At 68.1% G+C, this 13540-nt stretch carries 11 protein-coding genes and 2 pseudogenes; 4 read left to right on the top strand and 9 right to left on the bottom strand.

The window, feature by feature from the left end:
* Nucleotides 1–34: 34 nt before the first annotated feature.
* The 5 genes from HSX14_RS12655 to HSX14_RS12635 are packed head-to-tail and all read right to left on the bottom strand — an operon-like array spanning nucleotide 35 to nucleotide 5035.
* Nucleotides 35–1147, bottom strand: coding sequence for an acetoin dehydrogenase dihydrolipoyllysine-residue acetyltransferase subunit (locus tag HSX14_RS12655; protein WP_173174472.1), 1113 nt, complete (start codon nucleotides 1145–1147; stop codon nucleotides 35–37).
* Nucleotides 1144–2163 carry an alpha-ketoacid dehydrogenase subunit beta gene (locus tag HSX14_RS12650; RefSeq protein ID WP_044400480.1) on the bottom strand — a complete coding sequence of 340 codons (1020 nt, stop codon included), beginning with the start codon at nucleotides 2161–2163 and terminating at the stop codon, nucleotides 1144–1146. The genes HSX14_RS12655 and HSX14_RS12650 overlap by 4 nt, the downstream gene beginning before the upstream one ends.
* 43 nt (nucleotides 2164–2206) lie before the next feature.
* The gene (locus HSX14_RS12645; protein ID WP_074967763.1) at nucleotides 2207–3181 is read right to left on the bottom strand and encodes a thiamine pyrophosphate-dependent dehydrogenase E1 component subunit alpha; all 975 of its coding nucleotides are present in this window, start codon (nucleotides 3179–3181) and stop codon (nucleotides 2207–2209) included.
* Nucleotides 3162–4226 carry an ATP-NAD kinase family protein gene (locus HSX14_RS12640; protein WP_173174474.1) on the bottom strand — a complete coding sequence of 355 codons (1065 nt, stop codon included), beginning with the start codon at nucleotides 4224–4226 and terminating at the stop codon, nucleotides 3162–3164. Before HSX14_RS12640 ends, HSX14_RS12645 begins: the two co-directional genes overlap by 20 nt.
* Before the next feature lie 8 nt (nucleotides 4227–4234).
* Nucleotides 4235–5035, bottom strand: coding sequence for an SDR family NAD(P)-dependent oxidoreductase (locus HSX14_RS12635; protein WP_173174476.1), 801 nt, complete (start codon nucleotides 5033–5035; stop codon nucleotides 4235–4237).
* Between the two features lie 308 nt (nucleotides 5036–5343).
* Between HSX14_RS12635 and HSX14_RS12630 the strand changes: the two genes are divergently transcribed.
* Nucleotides 5344–7248 (top strand): sigma-54-dependent Fis family transcriptional regulator, encoded by a 1905-nt coding sequence (locus HSX14_RS12630; RefSeq protein WP_173174478.1) that lies wholly within the window; start codon nucleotides 5344–5346, stop codon nucleotides 7246–7248.
* Here the strand turns inward: HSX14_RS12630 and HSX14_RS31600 are convergent.
* From HSX14_RS31600 to HSX14_RS12620, 3 genes and pseudogenes are all read right to left on the bottom strand, one after another.
* Nucleotides 7241–7585: pseudogene (locus tag HSX14_RS31600) on the bottom strand (methyl-accepting chemotaxis protein); the annotation flags it as partial. The gene HSX14_RS12630 and the pseudogene HSX14_RS31600 overlap by 8 nt on opposite strands.
* A gap of 231 nt (nucleotides 7586–7816) precedes the next feature.
* Nucleotides 7817–8542: pseudogene (locus tag HSX14_RS31595) on the bottom strand (PAS domain-containing protein); the annotation flags it as partial.
* Nucleotides 8543–8856: 314 nt separating this feature from the next.
* The gene (locus tag HSX14_RS12620; protein WP_173174482.1) at nucleotides 8857–9027 is read right to left on the bottom strand and encodes a hypothetical protein; all 171 of its coding nucleotides are present in this window, start codon (nucleotides 9025–9027) and stop codon (nucleotides 8857–8859) included.
* A 169-nt stretch (nucleotides 9028–9196) separates the two neighbouring features.
* On the opposite strand from HSX14_RS12620, the gene HSX14_RS12615 reads away from it, so the two are divergent.
* Together HSX14_RS12615 and HSX14_RS12610 are read left to right on the top strand one after the other, a co-directional pair.
* Nucleotides 9197–10339, top strand: coding sequence for a hypothetical protein (locus HSX14_RS12615; RefSeq protein ID WP_173174484.1), 1143 nt, complete (start codon nucleotides 9197–9199; stop codon nucleotides 10337–10339).
* A gap of 18 nt (nucleotides 10340–10357) precedes the next feature.
* Entirely contained in the window at nucleotides 10358–11131 is a 774-nt protein-coding gene (locus HSX14_RS12610; protein ID WP_173174486.1) for a hypothetical protein, read from the top strand.
* A gap of 262 nt (nucleotides 11132–11393) precedes the next feature.
* On the opposite strand, the gene HSX14_RS12605 is transcribed toward HSX14_RS12610, so the two are convergent.
* Entirely contained in the window at nucleotides 11394–12050 is a 657-nt protein-coding gene (locus tag HSX14_RS12605) for a hypothetical protein (protein WP_173174488.1), read from the bottom strand.
* Nucleotides 12051–12286: 236 nt separating this feature from the next.
* Between HSX14_RS12605 and HSX14_RS12600 the strand changes: the two genes are divergently transcribed.
* Nucleotides 12287–13537 carry a hypothetical protein gene (locus tag HSX14_RS12600; RefSeq protein ID WP_173174490.1) on the top strand — a complete coding sequence of 417 codons (1251 nt, stop codon included), beginning with the start codon at nucleotides 12287–12289 and terminating at the stop codon, nucleotides 13535–13537.
* The last annotated feature ends 3 nt before the right edge of the window (nucleotides 13538–13540 follow it).

Here is a 13540-nt window from a genome sequence, read left to right as displayed (position 1 = left end):
CCTGGGGCCCGGCGGCTGCCGGGCCCGGTAATCGTCAGTGGCGTTGGAAGAAGGCCTGCAGCAGGGCGTTGACCGCATCGGCGGCCTCCATCTGCAGCATGTGGGCCTGCCCCGGGAGGATGTGCACCTCGGCCGGCAGGCCCTCGGCGTGGTGGGCGGGGATGATGGCGTCGGCCTCGCCCCAGACCACCAGCACGGGGTGCTGGCCGCTCTCCACGACGCTGCGCAGGTCGAGCCGCTGGCGGCCCGCCTCGTTGAGGGTGTCGGCGAGCTGGCGCAGGGCGGCGTCCACCCCTTCCAGGCGCTTGAAACGGAGCATGTCTTCGAGCATCTGCCGGGTGACCAGTGCGGGGTCGGAGAACAGCTGCACCAGCTGCGGCTTGAGGGCGTTGCGGTTGCCGGCCTCGACGAAGCCCTGCAGGTAGGTGCCGTTGATCTCGGCGCCGAGCCCGGCACTGGCCAGCAGGCTGAGGCTGCGCACCCGCTGCGGGGCCAGCCGCGCGGTGTTGAGGGCGACGGCGCCGCCCATGGAGTGGCCGGCCAGGTGGGCGTGCTCGATGTCGAGGTGGTCGAGCAGCGCGAGTACGGCGCAGCTCAACTCGTCCAGGTCACCGCGGGCCAGCTGCTTGGCGGATTCGCCGTGGCCGGGCAGGTCGAGGGCGATGACGCGGCGCTCGGTGGCCAGGGCTTCGTGGTTGAACAGCCAGTTGTTGAGGTCGCCGCCGAAGCCGTGGATCAGCACCAGCGGCACGCCGCCCTCGCCGCGCTCGAAGTAGCGCAGGGTGCGGCCGTCCAGCTCGACCTTCTGCGGGCTGGGGCCGCTGTCGGCCTCGCCTTCGCCACCGGGCACGAACTCGGCGAGGAAGCGCTCGACCACGGCGTCGATCTCCGCTTCGCTGGCCTCCCCTTCCACCACGATGCCGAGCAGCGCGCCCACCGGCAGCACCTCCTCGGGGCGCGCCACCTGGCGCCGCAGCACGCCGGAGAACGGCGCCTCGACGCTGCTGCTGATCTTGTCGGTCTCCACGTCGAGCACTTCGTCGCCCTTTTCGATGGTGTCGCCGTCCTGCTTGAGCCAGTCGGCCACGCGGCCTTCGGTCATGGAGAGGCCCCACTTGGGCATGGTCAGGGTATGGATGCGGCTCATGCGGCGTTTCTCCCTTGCAGCAGCGCCAGCACGGCGGCTTCGATCTTCGCGGCGCTGGGGATGTAGAGGTCTTCCAGGGCGTCGGAGAACGGCACCGGGGTGTGCGGGGCGGTGACCTGGCGGATCGGCCCCTTGAGGGCGTGGAAGGCCTGCTCGGCCACCAGCGCGGCGATGTCGGTGGCCAGGGAGCAGCGCGGGTTGGCTTCGTCGATGACCACCAGGTGGCCGGTCTTCTCCACGCTTTCGAGGATGCTGTCGGCGTCCATCGGGCTGGTGGTGCGCAGGTCCAGCACCTCGCAGGAGATGCCCTGGCGGGCGAGGCTGGCGGCGGCGTCCATGGCCAGGTGGACCATGCGGCCGTAGGTCACCAGGGTGACGTCGTCGCCGTCGCGGAGGAAGTTGGCCTCGCCGAAGGGCACGGTGTAGAGCTCTTCCGGCACCTCGCCCTGCATGGAGTAGAGCAGCTTGTGCTCGCAGAAGATCACCGGGTCGTTGTCGCGGATGGCCTGGATCAGCAGGCCCTTGGCGTCGTACGGGGACGAGGGGCAGACCACCTTGAGCCCGGGGATGTGGGTCCACAGCGCGGTGAGCATCTGCGAGTGCTGGGCGGCGGCGCGCAGGCCGGCGCCGACCATGGTGCGGATCACCAGCGGGGTGACGGCCTTGCCGCCGAACATGTAGCGGAACTTGGCGGCCTGGTTGAGGATCTGGTCCAGGCAGCAGCCGGCGAAGTCGACGAACATCAGCTCGCACACCGGGCGCAGGCCCCGGGTGGCGGCGCCCACGGCGGCGCCGACATAGCCGATCTCCGACAGCGGGGTGTCCAGCACGCGGCCGGGGAACTGGTGGTAGAGGCCCTTGGTGACCCCGAGTACGCCGCCCCAGGCGTCGTCCTCGCCGGGTGCGCCGGCGCCGCCGGCATTGTCCTCCCCCATGATGAAGACGCTGGGATCGCGGCGCATTTCCTGGGCCAGCGCCTCGTTGATGGCCTGCTGGTAACTGATCTTTCTGGCCATGATGGCTCTCCTTTGATTGTTCTTCTGGCGGCTCGCCGGCCGGTTACGGGTAGGCGACGTAGACGTCGCTGAGCAGGTCGGCGGGGGATGGCTTGGGGTCGGCCTTGGCGCGCACCACGGCCTCTTCGATGCAGGCCTCGACCTCGGCATCGACGGCGTCCAGCGCGCTGGCCTGGAGCAGGCCGGCACGGGTGGTGCGCTCGCGGAACTGCATGAGGCAGTCGCGGGTTTCGCGGTAGTGCCTGACCTCGTCGGGCGCGCGGTAGGTCTGGGCGTCGCCTTCGAAGTGGCCGTAGTAGCGGGTCAGCTTCACTTCGATCAGCGAGGGCCCCTCCCCGGCCCGGGCCCGCTCGATGGCGGCGCCGGCGGCTTCGTGCACGGCAAAGAAATCGAAGCCGTCGACGGTGACGCCGGGCATGCCGAAGCCGGCGGCGCGGTCGGCGATATGGTCGCAGGCGACGGACCAGTTGGAGGCGGTGGCCTCGGCGTAGCCGTTGTTCTCGGCGACGAAGATGCACGGCAGGTTCCACACGGAGGCGAGGTTCATGGCCTCGAACACGGCGCCCTCGTTGGAGCCCCCGTCGCCGAAGAAGGCCACGGCCACGGCGCGGTTGCCCTTGAGCTTGGCGGCCAGGGCGGCGCCGGCGGCCAGCGGCGCGCCGGCACCGACGATGCCGTTGGCGCCGAGCATGCCCTTGGACAGGTCGGCGATGTGCATGGAGCCGCCCTTGCCGTGGCAGACGCCGGTCTTCTTGCCGTAGATCTCGGCCATCATCCCGTACACGTCCACGCCCTTGGCGATGCAGTGGCCGTGGCCACGGTGGGTGGAGGCGATGCAGTCCTCGTCGTCGAGGTGCGCCATCACCCCGGCGGCGGAGGCTTCCTCGCCGGCGTACAGGTGGACGAAGCCTGGGATCTCGCCGGTGGCGAACTCCACGTGCAGGCGTTCCTCGAAGGCGCGGATGGTGCGCATCACGCGGTAGGCATGGAGCAATTGCTCAGTCGAAAGCGTGGACATCTTCTTGTTCTCCAGGGTGGTTCACGGGCTTGCCAGGGACGGCCAGCAGGCGATGGCAGGCGGCGAAGGCCAGGGCGGCCTCGACGTCAATGCTCAGCGGGCCGTCGAGTTCGAGGGTGATGCTGGGGCGGTCGGCGGCGGCGAACTCGATCTCGCGTTCGCCGTCCAGGGCCAGGGTGCCGGCGGCCAGGCGCGGCAGCCGGGGGATGCCGGGTTCCAGGCTGCCGCTGGCGACGATGCCGCAGGCCTGCAGCAGGCCGGGGGCGAGCGGCGCCAGCAGGGTGTGTTCGGCGCCGGGGTCGAGGCGCACCCAGCTGCCACGGGGGTAGCGCCGCGACACCGGGTTCCACAGCCCGCAGAGGGACGAGAGGCCGATGGCGTGGGGCTCGGCGAAGGCGGCGTAGACCTCGGCCAGGTCCTCCGCGCGGCTGATGGCGCGGGCCCCGGTGAAGGTGAGCGGCGAGACGGCCACTTCCACCAGGGCGGTTTCGTCGATGCCGCGCGCGGCGATGCGCACCCGCAGGCGCTTGTTGCGGCGCAGCGCCACCTCCGCCGGAATGCGGCCGCTGGCGTAGAGCCCGCCGGCCAGGCCCGCGCCGGTGGCTTCGCGCAGCTCGGGGAAGGCGTTGTTGGTGCCGGTGGAGAGGCACAACAGCGGGATGTCGCCCACCTCCCCCGCCACGGCCTTGTGGGTGCCGTCGCCGCCGAGCACCGCCACCAGGGCGACGCCACGCCGGACCATCAGGCGCGCGGCGTGGCGGGTGTCTTCCACGCTCTGGCGCAGCGGCAGGTCGAGGAACTCCAGGCGCGGCCAGCGGCTGTCGTGGGCGTGGCGGCTGGCGCTGGCCTTGAGCACGGCGGCGGCGATGCCGGTCATGTCCGGCGGCATCAGCACCTCGTCCACCCCGGTGGCACCGAACGCGCCGAGCAGGCGCTGCACCACGGCGGCCTTGTCGGTGCTGGAATACAGCCCGGCGTTGGCGGTGAGGCGGCGCACGTCACGGCCGGAGGCGGGGTTGGCGATGATGCCGACGCGCAGGGGCATGGCGGCACTCACAGGGAGAAGCCGCCGTCGACGGCGATCGCCTGGCCGGTGACGTGGGGCGCGCAGGCGAGGTAGACGGCGAGCTGGCCCATGTCTTCCACGGTCTGCGCCTCGCCCTGGGGCAGCAGGCTGGCCTGGTGGCGCGCCCAGGATTGCGCCTCGCTCTCCCCCGGCTGCGCCCAGCGCCCGGAGAGCCCGGCCTCGCCGCGCCACATGCCGGTGCCGACGATGCCGGGGCACAGGGCGTTGACGGTGATGCCCTCGCGCGCGACCTCCTTGGCCAGGGCGTTGCTGAAGCCGATGACGGCGAACTTGGAGGCGCTGTAGTGGGCCAGGTCCGGGAAGCCGACCCGCCCGGCGATGGAGGCGACGTTGATGATCCGCCCCCAGCGCTGGGCCTGCATGAGCGCCAGTTCGGCCTGGCAGCAGAGGAACACGCCGCGGGCGTTGATGGTCATGACCCGGTCCCAGTCCTCGACGCTGAGTTCGCGGACCTTGTGGATGCTGATGACGCCGGCGTTGTTCACCGCCACGTCGAGCCGGCCGTGCTGGCGGGCGATGGCGTCCACCAGGGCCTGGACGCTCTGCGGCTCGGCGACGTCCACGGCGTGGGCCGTGGCGCGGGCGCCGAGGGCGCGGACCTGGGCGGCGCCCTCCTCGGCCAGGGCGAGGTCGAGGTCGGCGATCACCAGGTCGGCACCGGCCTGGGCCAGGCTGCAGGCAATGCCGAGGCCGATGCCACGGCCGCCGCCGGTGACCAGGGCGATCCGGCCGGAAAGGGAAAATGGCGCAGGGGCAACAAGGGTCATGACGCACCTCTGAATTGTTGTTGTGGGTGCGGGACGGCGTCCCGGTGTCGCCAGGACAGGAGCAAGGGCGGTGCCAGGACGGCGCAGGCGGGGCGCAAAGGTGCGGGCCAGAGAGGCCGCGAGGGGTCTGTCGACGCGCCGTGGGAAGCGCGATCTGAGACGCGCCATGTCAGCCTGCACGGGGTGCGGGCGAGACGCTGAGACGCGGCGTCTCATCCGCCGGGCGGCGCGCCGCCGTGCTTGTCCGCCCTCCGGGCCGGCGCTTAAATGACCGGCACAAGAACAACGACACGAGCCGTGGAGGCCCCATGCTGCCTGCCAACTCGAAAGCCCACGTGGACTGCGTCAGCCGTGTGCTGCGCCACGCCGAACGCCTGCCCGAACCACCGGTGCCGGACCTGATCCTGGACTCCTGGCGCCGCTCCATGGACCAGCACCGCCTGGACCCGGGCTCGCTGCAGGGCCCGCGCATCCTCAGCGAAACGCTGCTGAAGGAATGCCGCGAACGCGCGGAAAGCTTCCTGCGCATCGCCGGCGAGGAGGTCTCGCGCCTGCACGGGCGGGTGCGCGATGCCGACTACTGCGTGCTGCTCACCGATGCCCAGGGCCGCACCATCGACTACCGCGTGGAAGCCAGCATCCGAGGCGAGTGCCGCCGCGCGGGGCTGTACCTGGGCACCTGCTGGTCGGAGGGCGAGGAAGGCACCTGCGGGGTGGCGGCGGTGCTGACCAACCGGGTGCCGGTGACGGTGCACAAGCGCGACCACTTCCGCGCCGCCTTCATCGGCCTGACCTGCTCGGCAGCGCCGGTGTTCGACCCCCAGGGCCAGTTGCTGGGGGTGCTGGACGTGTCCGCCGTGGAATCGCCGGACGACCGCCGCAGCCAGCACCTGATCCGCCAGATGGCGGTGCAGAGCGCCCGCGATATCGAGAACGCCTTCTTCATGCACAGCACCCGTGGCCACTGGGTGCTGCGCGCCCATTCAGCCCCCGGCTACGTGGACAGTCAGCCGGACTACCTGTTCGCCTGGGACGCCGACGGCCGCCTGCAGGCGCTGAACCCGGCGGCGCGGCGCTACCTGCTGGAACGCCACGGGCGCCTGCCGCAGCACATCGGCGAGGTGTTCGACCTGGACCTGCTGCGGGCCGCCGCCGACGAGCACCCGCGCCATGTTCCCGAGCAGGGCCTGCACATCCGCCTCAGCGTGCCGCGCCGGGCGGTGAGCGTGGCGCTGCCGAGCCGCGATGCCACGCAGCTGGACCCACGCATCGCGGAGAGCCTGCGCCTGGCGGTGCGGGTGAAGGACCGCCACCTGCCGGTGCTGATCCACGGCGAGACCGGCGCCGGCAAGGAGGTGTTCGCCCGCCAGCTGCATGACGCCAGCGCACGCCGGGGCAAGCCCTTCGTGGCGCTGAACTGCGCGGCCATCCCGGAGAACCTGATCGAGAGCGAGCTGTTCGGCTATGTGGCCGGCGCCTTCACCGGGGCGGAGCGCAAGGGCATGCGCGGGCTGTTGCAGCAGGCGGATGGCGGCACGCTGTTCCTCGACGAGATCGGTGACATGCCCCTGGCCCTGCAGACCCGCCTGCTGCGGGTGCTGGCCGAGGGCGAGGTGGCGCCGCTGGGGGCGGCACGCCGGCAGGCGGTGGACATCCAGGTGATCTGCGCCAGCCATCGGGACCTGGCAGCGCTGGTGGCGGCGGGCGAGTTCCGCGAGGACCTGTTCTTCCGCCTCAACGGAGCGCGCTTCGAGCTGCCGCCCCTGCGCGAACGCACGGACAAGCTGGCGCTGATCAACCGCCTGCTGGACGAGGAAGCGGCCCGCTGCGGGCTGCGCCTGGGGCTGTGCGAGGCGGCGCTGGAATGCCTGCTGGGCTATCGCTGGCCGGGCAATGTGCGCCAGCTGCGGCATGTGCTGCGCTATGCCTGCGCCATCTGCCCCGGCGACACCCTGCGCCTGCAGGACCTGCCGGAAGAGCTGCGCGGCGCAGCGCCGGAACTCCGGGACGAGACACCCGCCAGCCCGGAACGCCAGGCCCTGCTGGACGCCCTGGTGCGCCACCGCTGGCAACCGCTGCCCGCCGCCCGGGCCCTGGGCATCTCCCGGGCGACCCTGTACCGGCGGGTGAAGCAGCACGGCATCGAGATGCCGCGCATGAAGAGCGAGGCGGCGAGCCCGCTGGAGGGTGCGCCGGGGGCCGGGGTTACTTGAAGAGCGCCGAGACCACCTTGGCGACGTGTTCGGCACCCCGGCTGATCTCGCCCATGATGGTGGCGACGGTGGAGATCTGCGCGTTGTTCTCCTGGGCGCTGGCCTCGATCTTCTTCATGTAGTCGTCGATCTGCTGGGTCATCTTCACGTTCTCGGTGACCACGCTCTTGATCTCGATGGTGGCGCCGCTGGTGCGCCCTGCCAGTTGCCGCACTTCGTCGGCCACCACGGCGAAACCACGCCCCATATCCCCCGCCCGCGCCGCTTCGATGGCGGCATTGAGGGCCAGCAGGTTGGTCTGCTCGGCGACGCCCTGGATGGTGGTGACGATGTTCTCGATGTCCTTGGCCTGCAGGCTCAGCTTGGAGATGAGGTCCACGGCGGTGTTCACCATGGTCAGGGTGGTGGCGGAGATCGCCACCGACTGGTCGAGCGAACCCATGCCCCGGTTGGAGATCTGAGCGGTCTCCTCGGCGGTGGAGAAGGACAGTTCGGCGGCACGCCGGACCTCTTCGTTGCGGCGTACCTGTTCGGTGACGTCGATGGCGAACTTGACCACCTTGAACACGGTGCCGGACTCGTCCTTCACCGGGTTGTAGCTGGCCTCGATGTGCACGGTGTTGCCGGAGGAAGTCTTGCGCTCGAAATGGCCGCGATAGAAATTGCCGGCCTTGAGGTTGGCCCAGAAATCGGGGTTCTCCTTGTAGAACTCATCGAGGCACAGCATGCGGTGGTGACGGCCCTTGAGGCCGCCGAGGCTGTAGCCCATCAGGTGCAGGAAGTTGTCGTTGGCGTCGACGATCACGCCCTCGGGGGTGAACTCGATCATCGCCATCGAGCGGCGCAGCGCGTCGCTCAGCGCCGCCAGTACCAGCAGGTCGGAGTGTTTCTGGGTGACGTCGCTGGCGATCTTCAGCACCTCCACCACGCGACCGGACTCATCCTTGACCGGGAAGTAGGTCGCCTCCAGCCAGATCACCGAGCCGTTCTTGGCGATGCGCTTGAACACCCCGCGCTGGGAGATGCCGTTGGCCAGGGACGCCCAGAAGCGCTCATAGGCGCTGGAATTGCGGAAGCTGTCCTCGCAGAAGATGCGGTGATGCTTGCCGACGATCTCCTGCTCGGAGTAGCCGACCACCTGGAGGAACAGGGGATTGGCGGTGATGACCTCGCCCTGGGGGGTGAAGCAGATGGACGCGACGTTGTCCTCGACGGCACGCAGGCGCCGGAGATTTACCTCGTCCTGGGGTGTCCTGGTGGCAGGGCTGACTCCGCTCTTTCTGTTGAACAACATGATGAGCTCCTTGATGTTGGGTCGAACGTTTTGCCCTTACTGCCCACAGCGGTCGCCCCGTAGCCGGAGCGGCCTTCCTCAGAGTAGCCAAGCCAAACGGAATGAGAGGCTGATGCAACACCGAACCTATCGGTTTGGGGTTGTCTTCAGGTCCGCTTCATCTTCCTGTGATCCGAACTCAATGGTTATCGGCATATCCCGATTTTCTGTAGGGAAATCCTTAGCAACCCAAATGCCGCTGCGCTTGATGAATGCACAAGGTAGAGGGTCGAGGGCCGCCAAGCCCCCCACTTGAAGCCTCCCGTAGGTTCGGGTCAGGCGAATGACAGCCCAGGCGCCAGCAGCAAGGCCAGGCAGAACCAGACGAACGGCACCGCCACCACCATGAGCATGGGCGAGGCGTACCCGCTCAGCGAGAAGGCGCAAATACTGGCAGCCAGCAGGGCAAGCCCCCAGAGCAAGTGGGCCCGTGCGCGCCGGCTCACCTTTCACAGTTCCGTACCGCCTCGATTTCCAACCCGCATCCGCAGTGGCACTATCCGCCAGCCGCCGGAAATGGATGTCGCCGTGCACGCCTCGCCTGCCCTTCCTGCGCACTCATCCCACGCGTTCTCTTTCACCTGGCCCGCTCGGCTGCCGAGATAAGGACATCTCATGAACACCCTCGCCCTGATTACCGACATCCTGCGTAAGACCAAGGCCTTCTCCGGCCGGGTGCCCAACAGTGCGAAGGACAAGGCCACTATCGTGGAGATATTCCGCGAGCTGATTCCGGCGAACGTTGCCTCGCTGGACCCCGACGTGATCGATGAGCCGCAAGACTACGAAGTGCTACTCGCTCGCCTGGCGGCCATCAGCAATGGCGACCTGGCGCCGGAGAGCGTGCAGATCAGGGCCGGCCGCACTGGCAAGCTCACCCTGAGCTTCACCCAGCAGCAGGAAACCTACGCGCTGAAGTTCACCCACGAGGGCGGCACCTACATCGATCAGAGCTTCCTCGACGCGCTGCACAAGCACTGCAGGAAGAAGCTTCCCGGCACCTTTCTCTTCACCTCGGAAGCGGACAGCATCGAGGCGGTGTATCTACCCTTGAAAGCGTTCAAGCGGGTGACCAACGAGCTGCTCAGCACGCAAAGCACCGATGCCCTGGCCACGCTGATCCAGGCAGGCAATGTTTTTTCCATCGGCTGGGACAACATCCCGTACGACGTGGTGGAAGGGTTCACCCGGGACGGAGAGACCTTGATCACCGCGCTGATCAAGGCACCGTTCGCCGAGAAGCCCGGCAGCTGGGGTGCGACCCGACGCATCGAGATCCTCGAAGGGCTCCAGGGCATGGCGAATGTGTTCCGGGCCAATGCCCACGGCGAGACGCCCCGCGATATCGCACTGGCCAAGGGCTGGGATCACCTGGCGCCGGAACTCAGCGGCTGGCCCGTGAAGACCGTACCCGTCACGGCTATCCGCGAGCGGGCTGGCAAGGGCCACGCGTGCTTCGAGGATGATCTCAAGGAAGCATTCGAACGGGTGGATGCGAAGGGCCTGTTCGAATCGATTCACTTCGACCCGAACAACCCCTTCCAGCACCTCCACATCTCCCACAGGCCCGACTTCACCTATGGCGAAGACACGCTGCTCGTCTCCCGCTATCGATTTGGCGGCGCCGTGGTGGGCTATCGCGTTTTCAGCCAGAAGCGCGGCGAGAACGGCTGGTCGATCAGCCGATTCGTGCCATTGGGCGAGGTCGATCAGCTGTGCGAGGTGATCGAGCGCTACTGCACGCACTCCTTGGTCTGAAGAGAACGGATATCTCCCATGCAACGCATTGCAATCGCTGCACTCTCAGCCCTGATCTCCATGACGACGGTCGCAGGCACCCTAGAAAGCGAACTTCAAAAGAACGGCCTGGTAGCCCAGGCCATACCGAAAAGCGGCATCACCGGGAAAACACTGGACCTTGGCGCTTATCAAGTTACTGCCGAAGGTGGCGGACTCCTCATCAGTCACGATGAACAGAGCCTGGAGCGGCCCCTGACCGAGTTGCAGGTCGGTGGCGTGAAGATCAGGGGTACGGATCAGGGTGAATGGGGTGGTGAGCTGACCGTCACCTCGCAGGATGGAACGACCAGAACCTTGCTGAAGGAAAATGTCGTCAGCATCCAGAAAGTCGGAGACTCGATCTTCGTGTTTACCGGGCTCAGCCACATGGGGATTAACGTTGGCGCCATGTATGAGCTGACGGATATCGCAAGCGAACCGAAGTTGACCAAGGTCACCCTGCTCCCCTCCGCCCCGGAGAAGATCCTCTTTGAACAGGGCGTTGCCTACATTCTGACCTACGACAGCCTGATTGCCATAAACCCATCCCCTGAGCAGGCGTCGATGGAAATCATTGCCTACAAAGCGCCATGGTCCCGCTTTGCACCCAATAGCCTGGTCAAGCAAGGCGACTATTTCTTCGTTGGCATGCACGCAGGCGTTACGGTGGTCAAAGCCAGCAGGTTTGGAATTCAAGACGTGAGGTTCTATGGGCCACAGGGGGCAGAAGAACTGCTCAAACCGGAGACGATCAATCATCGCCTTCGCTGAGCAGTGCTCGCCGGAAGCACCGCGCGGCGGTGCGCACGGCACACCCTACGGCACGCGTTCGTCCTGGCAGGCAGAGCGGGCGACGGCGGTGCTCCAAGCACCCGCCTGATCACTCCCTGACGTAAACCCCATCGAAGCTCACATTCAGGCCGCCACAGGGCTCGCCGGAAGCACCGCGCGGCGGTGCGCACGGCACACCCTACGGCACGCGTTCATCCTGGCAGGAGAGCGAGCGACGGCGGTGCTCCAAGCACCCGCCTGATCACTCCCTGACGTAAACCCCATCGAAACTCACATTCATGCCGCCGCAGTTGTTGTTGTCATCGACGATCAGGAAGCGGCCGATCCGGGTGTATTCGACCGCGCAGTCGTATTTGCCGTCGCCGTCCCGGGTCATCGCGTAGCGGCCTTGTGGCTTGAGGGTGGCGTCGATCTGCCCGATGTGAGTGCTGGCGCCGCTGCCCCAGGTCGCGTCGCCCGTCACATGCAGGCCCGGTTCCTGCCCTGGCTGCTCGATGGTGATGGAGCCCGCCCGGGCCTTCCAGGAGCCCAGCCAGTCGGTGGATGCGGGCAAGGGGTCGGCCGCCGGCGCGAGGTTCTCCAGCACGATCCAGCCGACGGTTTCGCGCTTCTTGCCCTGGTACCAGGCGCAGGCCCAGTCGCCTTCGATCTTGTTGACCAGCACCTCGTCGCCCTCGATGACGTAGGCCTTGCGCATGCACCCTTCCGACTCGGGGCAGCGCTCGTCGTCCTTGAAGAAGTGCGTCTGGTGCTTGCCCACGACGGTGTAGAGCTGGCTGAACTTGCCCTCGGAGGGGAAGTAGCCGGCGTCGCAGCTGTAGACCTCGTCCTGTGCGTGGCTGGGCAGGCAGATGAGCGCCAGGGCGCTGGTGAGAAGAAAGGGAGTGATCTTGTGCATGACGGGCCTGTCCTTGCCGCTGTTGGCGCTGCGGGGCGAGGGGCCCTGCTGCGAAGAAGGGCCGGAATCTAGCGACGGGCGCGAGCGAGGGTCAACTAGCACAGCTGTACTAGGACGCGCCGATGCGGAGGGCCCGGGCGATGACGACGAAAATGTCGGCCATGCACGCGCGGTTCGCATCCGCGCCCATCAGAATGCAGGCACTCGCGCCCTTGCGATCGCCCAGGAAGACTCCGTTGAGAAAACACCCGTTCGGCACCCGCTGGCTGATGAATGCCAACCGGCCCTGCCTCGCCCTGCTGCTGGCGGCCTGCCTGGGCGCCCCCCTGCCCTGCGCGGCCCAGCGCCTGGCCGCCGAGAACCACCGCGTCAGCCTGCAGGTGCTGGCCCCCGACGCGCCCCCGGTCGGCACCTGGCGGGTGAAGGTCAACGCCACCTATCGCCCCCTGGTGGACGGCTCGCCGAACACCACGGAGACGACCACCTCGCGAGCCAACTGCGCCTCGCCCTCGCGCTTCGGCACCCTGCCCTCCTTCAAGCGCTGCACGCGCACGCTGAACCGCACGGTGTGGCTGAAGCTGCCGGCCTCGCAGGTCATGGCGGCCGGCCCGCGCACCCTGGAGCTGGACTTCGCCCCGGTCATCGAGGACCAGGGCGGCACCTTCCGCATCGACGACCTGTCGCTGGAATACATGACCTGCGCCAAGGGGTGCGAGGAGCAGCGCATGGACATCCGCCTGAGCTGCTTCGCCGACGACACCGAACGCGGCGAGATCCTCTCCAACGGCCTGTTGCTCACCTATTCGCGCGGCGCCAGGGCGGCGCCCGAGGTGGCCGATTGCGGGCTGAAGGTCGGCGATGAAATCAGCTGGGCGAACCGGAAGACAGTGCTGGAGCGCGTGCGCGGCCATTTCGGCGATGACCAGCAGATGGTCAGCGACGAGCTGCTCGATAGGTTCTCGGCGATTCCCGCCCCCGACGGAAGCTGGCGCTGGAACCCGGCGACACGCCTCGACTCGCTCCGCGACCACTGCCCGCTCCCCGACGGCCAGGGCTACGAGAACAGCCGCTACCTCGCCACGCTGCCCGTCTCCACGGGCTGGCCGTATCGCCACGAAGCCGAGGTCTACGTCACCAGCAAGCCGAACGGCGAGGTCTGCACGATCTGGCTCACGGGCACGGATGACGAGATGTACCTGCGCTACTTCTACACCTACCAGGCCGGCGAGCTGGTCAAGGTCGCCACCAGCGGCGAGCCGGACGACGTCTCGCGCGAGTGGCGCTGGGCGGGCGGCGAGCCCTGGGAGTACACCCGCCGGCAGATGCCGGACTCCGTCGCGGGGCACGACGCCATCCTCTACTGGCACAAGACCGCCGCCCAGCTGTGGCCCAAGCGCATGGACCACGCGCCGGACTTCGCGGAATTCCGTGCCCTGGGCGATCTCTCACGGCAGTTGCACGAGCGCTTTCCGGCGAAGCACGAGTAGCGC

It is taken from the genome of Pseudomonas tohonis (assembly GCF_012767755.2).
Classification (GTDB): domain Bacteria; phylum Pseudomonadota; class Gammaproteobacteria; order Pseudomonadales; family Pseudomonadaceae; genus Metapseudomonas; species Metapseudomonas tohonis.
This window is presented reverse-complemented; position numbering and strand designations above follow the sequence as displayed.

What these genes read in the sequence shown, in the direction of transcription:
- HSX14_RS12605 (WP_173174488.1), bottom strand. Translation starts at nt 12,050, where the DNA reads ATGCACAAGATCACTCCCTTTCTTCTCACCAGCGCCCTGGCGCTCATC.
- HSX14_RS12655 (WP_173174472.1), bottom strand. Translation starts at nt 1,147, where the DNA reads ATGAGCCGCATCCATACCCTGACCATGCCCAAGTGGGGCCTCTCCATG.
- HSX14_RS12650 (WP_044400480.1), bottom strand. Translation starts at nt 2,163, where the DNA reads ATGGCCAGAAAGATCAGTTACCAGCAGGCCATCAACGAGGCGCTGGCC.
- HSX14_RS12645 (WP_074967763.1), bottom strand. Translation starts at nt 3,181, where the DNA reads ATGTCCACGCTTTCGACTGAGCAATTGCTCCATGCCTACCGCGTGATG.
- HSX14_RS12610 (WP_173174486.1), top strand. Translation starts at nt 10,358, where the DNA reads ATGCAACGCATTGCAATCGCTGCACTCTCAGCCCTGATCTCCATGACG.
- HSX14_RS12635 (WP_173174476.1), bottom strand. Translation starts at nt 5,035, where the DNA reads ATGACCCTTGTTGCCCCTGCGCCATTTTCCCTTTCCGGCCGGATCGCC.
- HSX14_RS12630 (WP_173174478.1), top strand. Translation starts at nt 5,344, where the DNA reads ATGCTGCCTGCCAACTCGAAAGCCCACGTGGACTGCGTCAGCCGTGTG.
- HSX14_RS12615 (WP_173174484.1), top strand. Translation starts at nt 9,197, where the DNA reads ATGAACACCCTCGCCCTGATTACCGACATCCTGCGTAAGACCAAGGCC.
- HSX14_RS12640 (WP_173174474.1), bottom strand. Translation starts at nt 4,226, where the DNA reads ATGCCCCTGCGCGTCGGCATCATCGCCAACCCCGCCTCCGGCCGTGAC.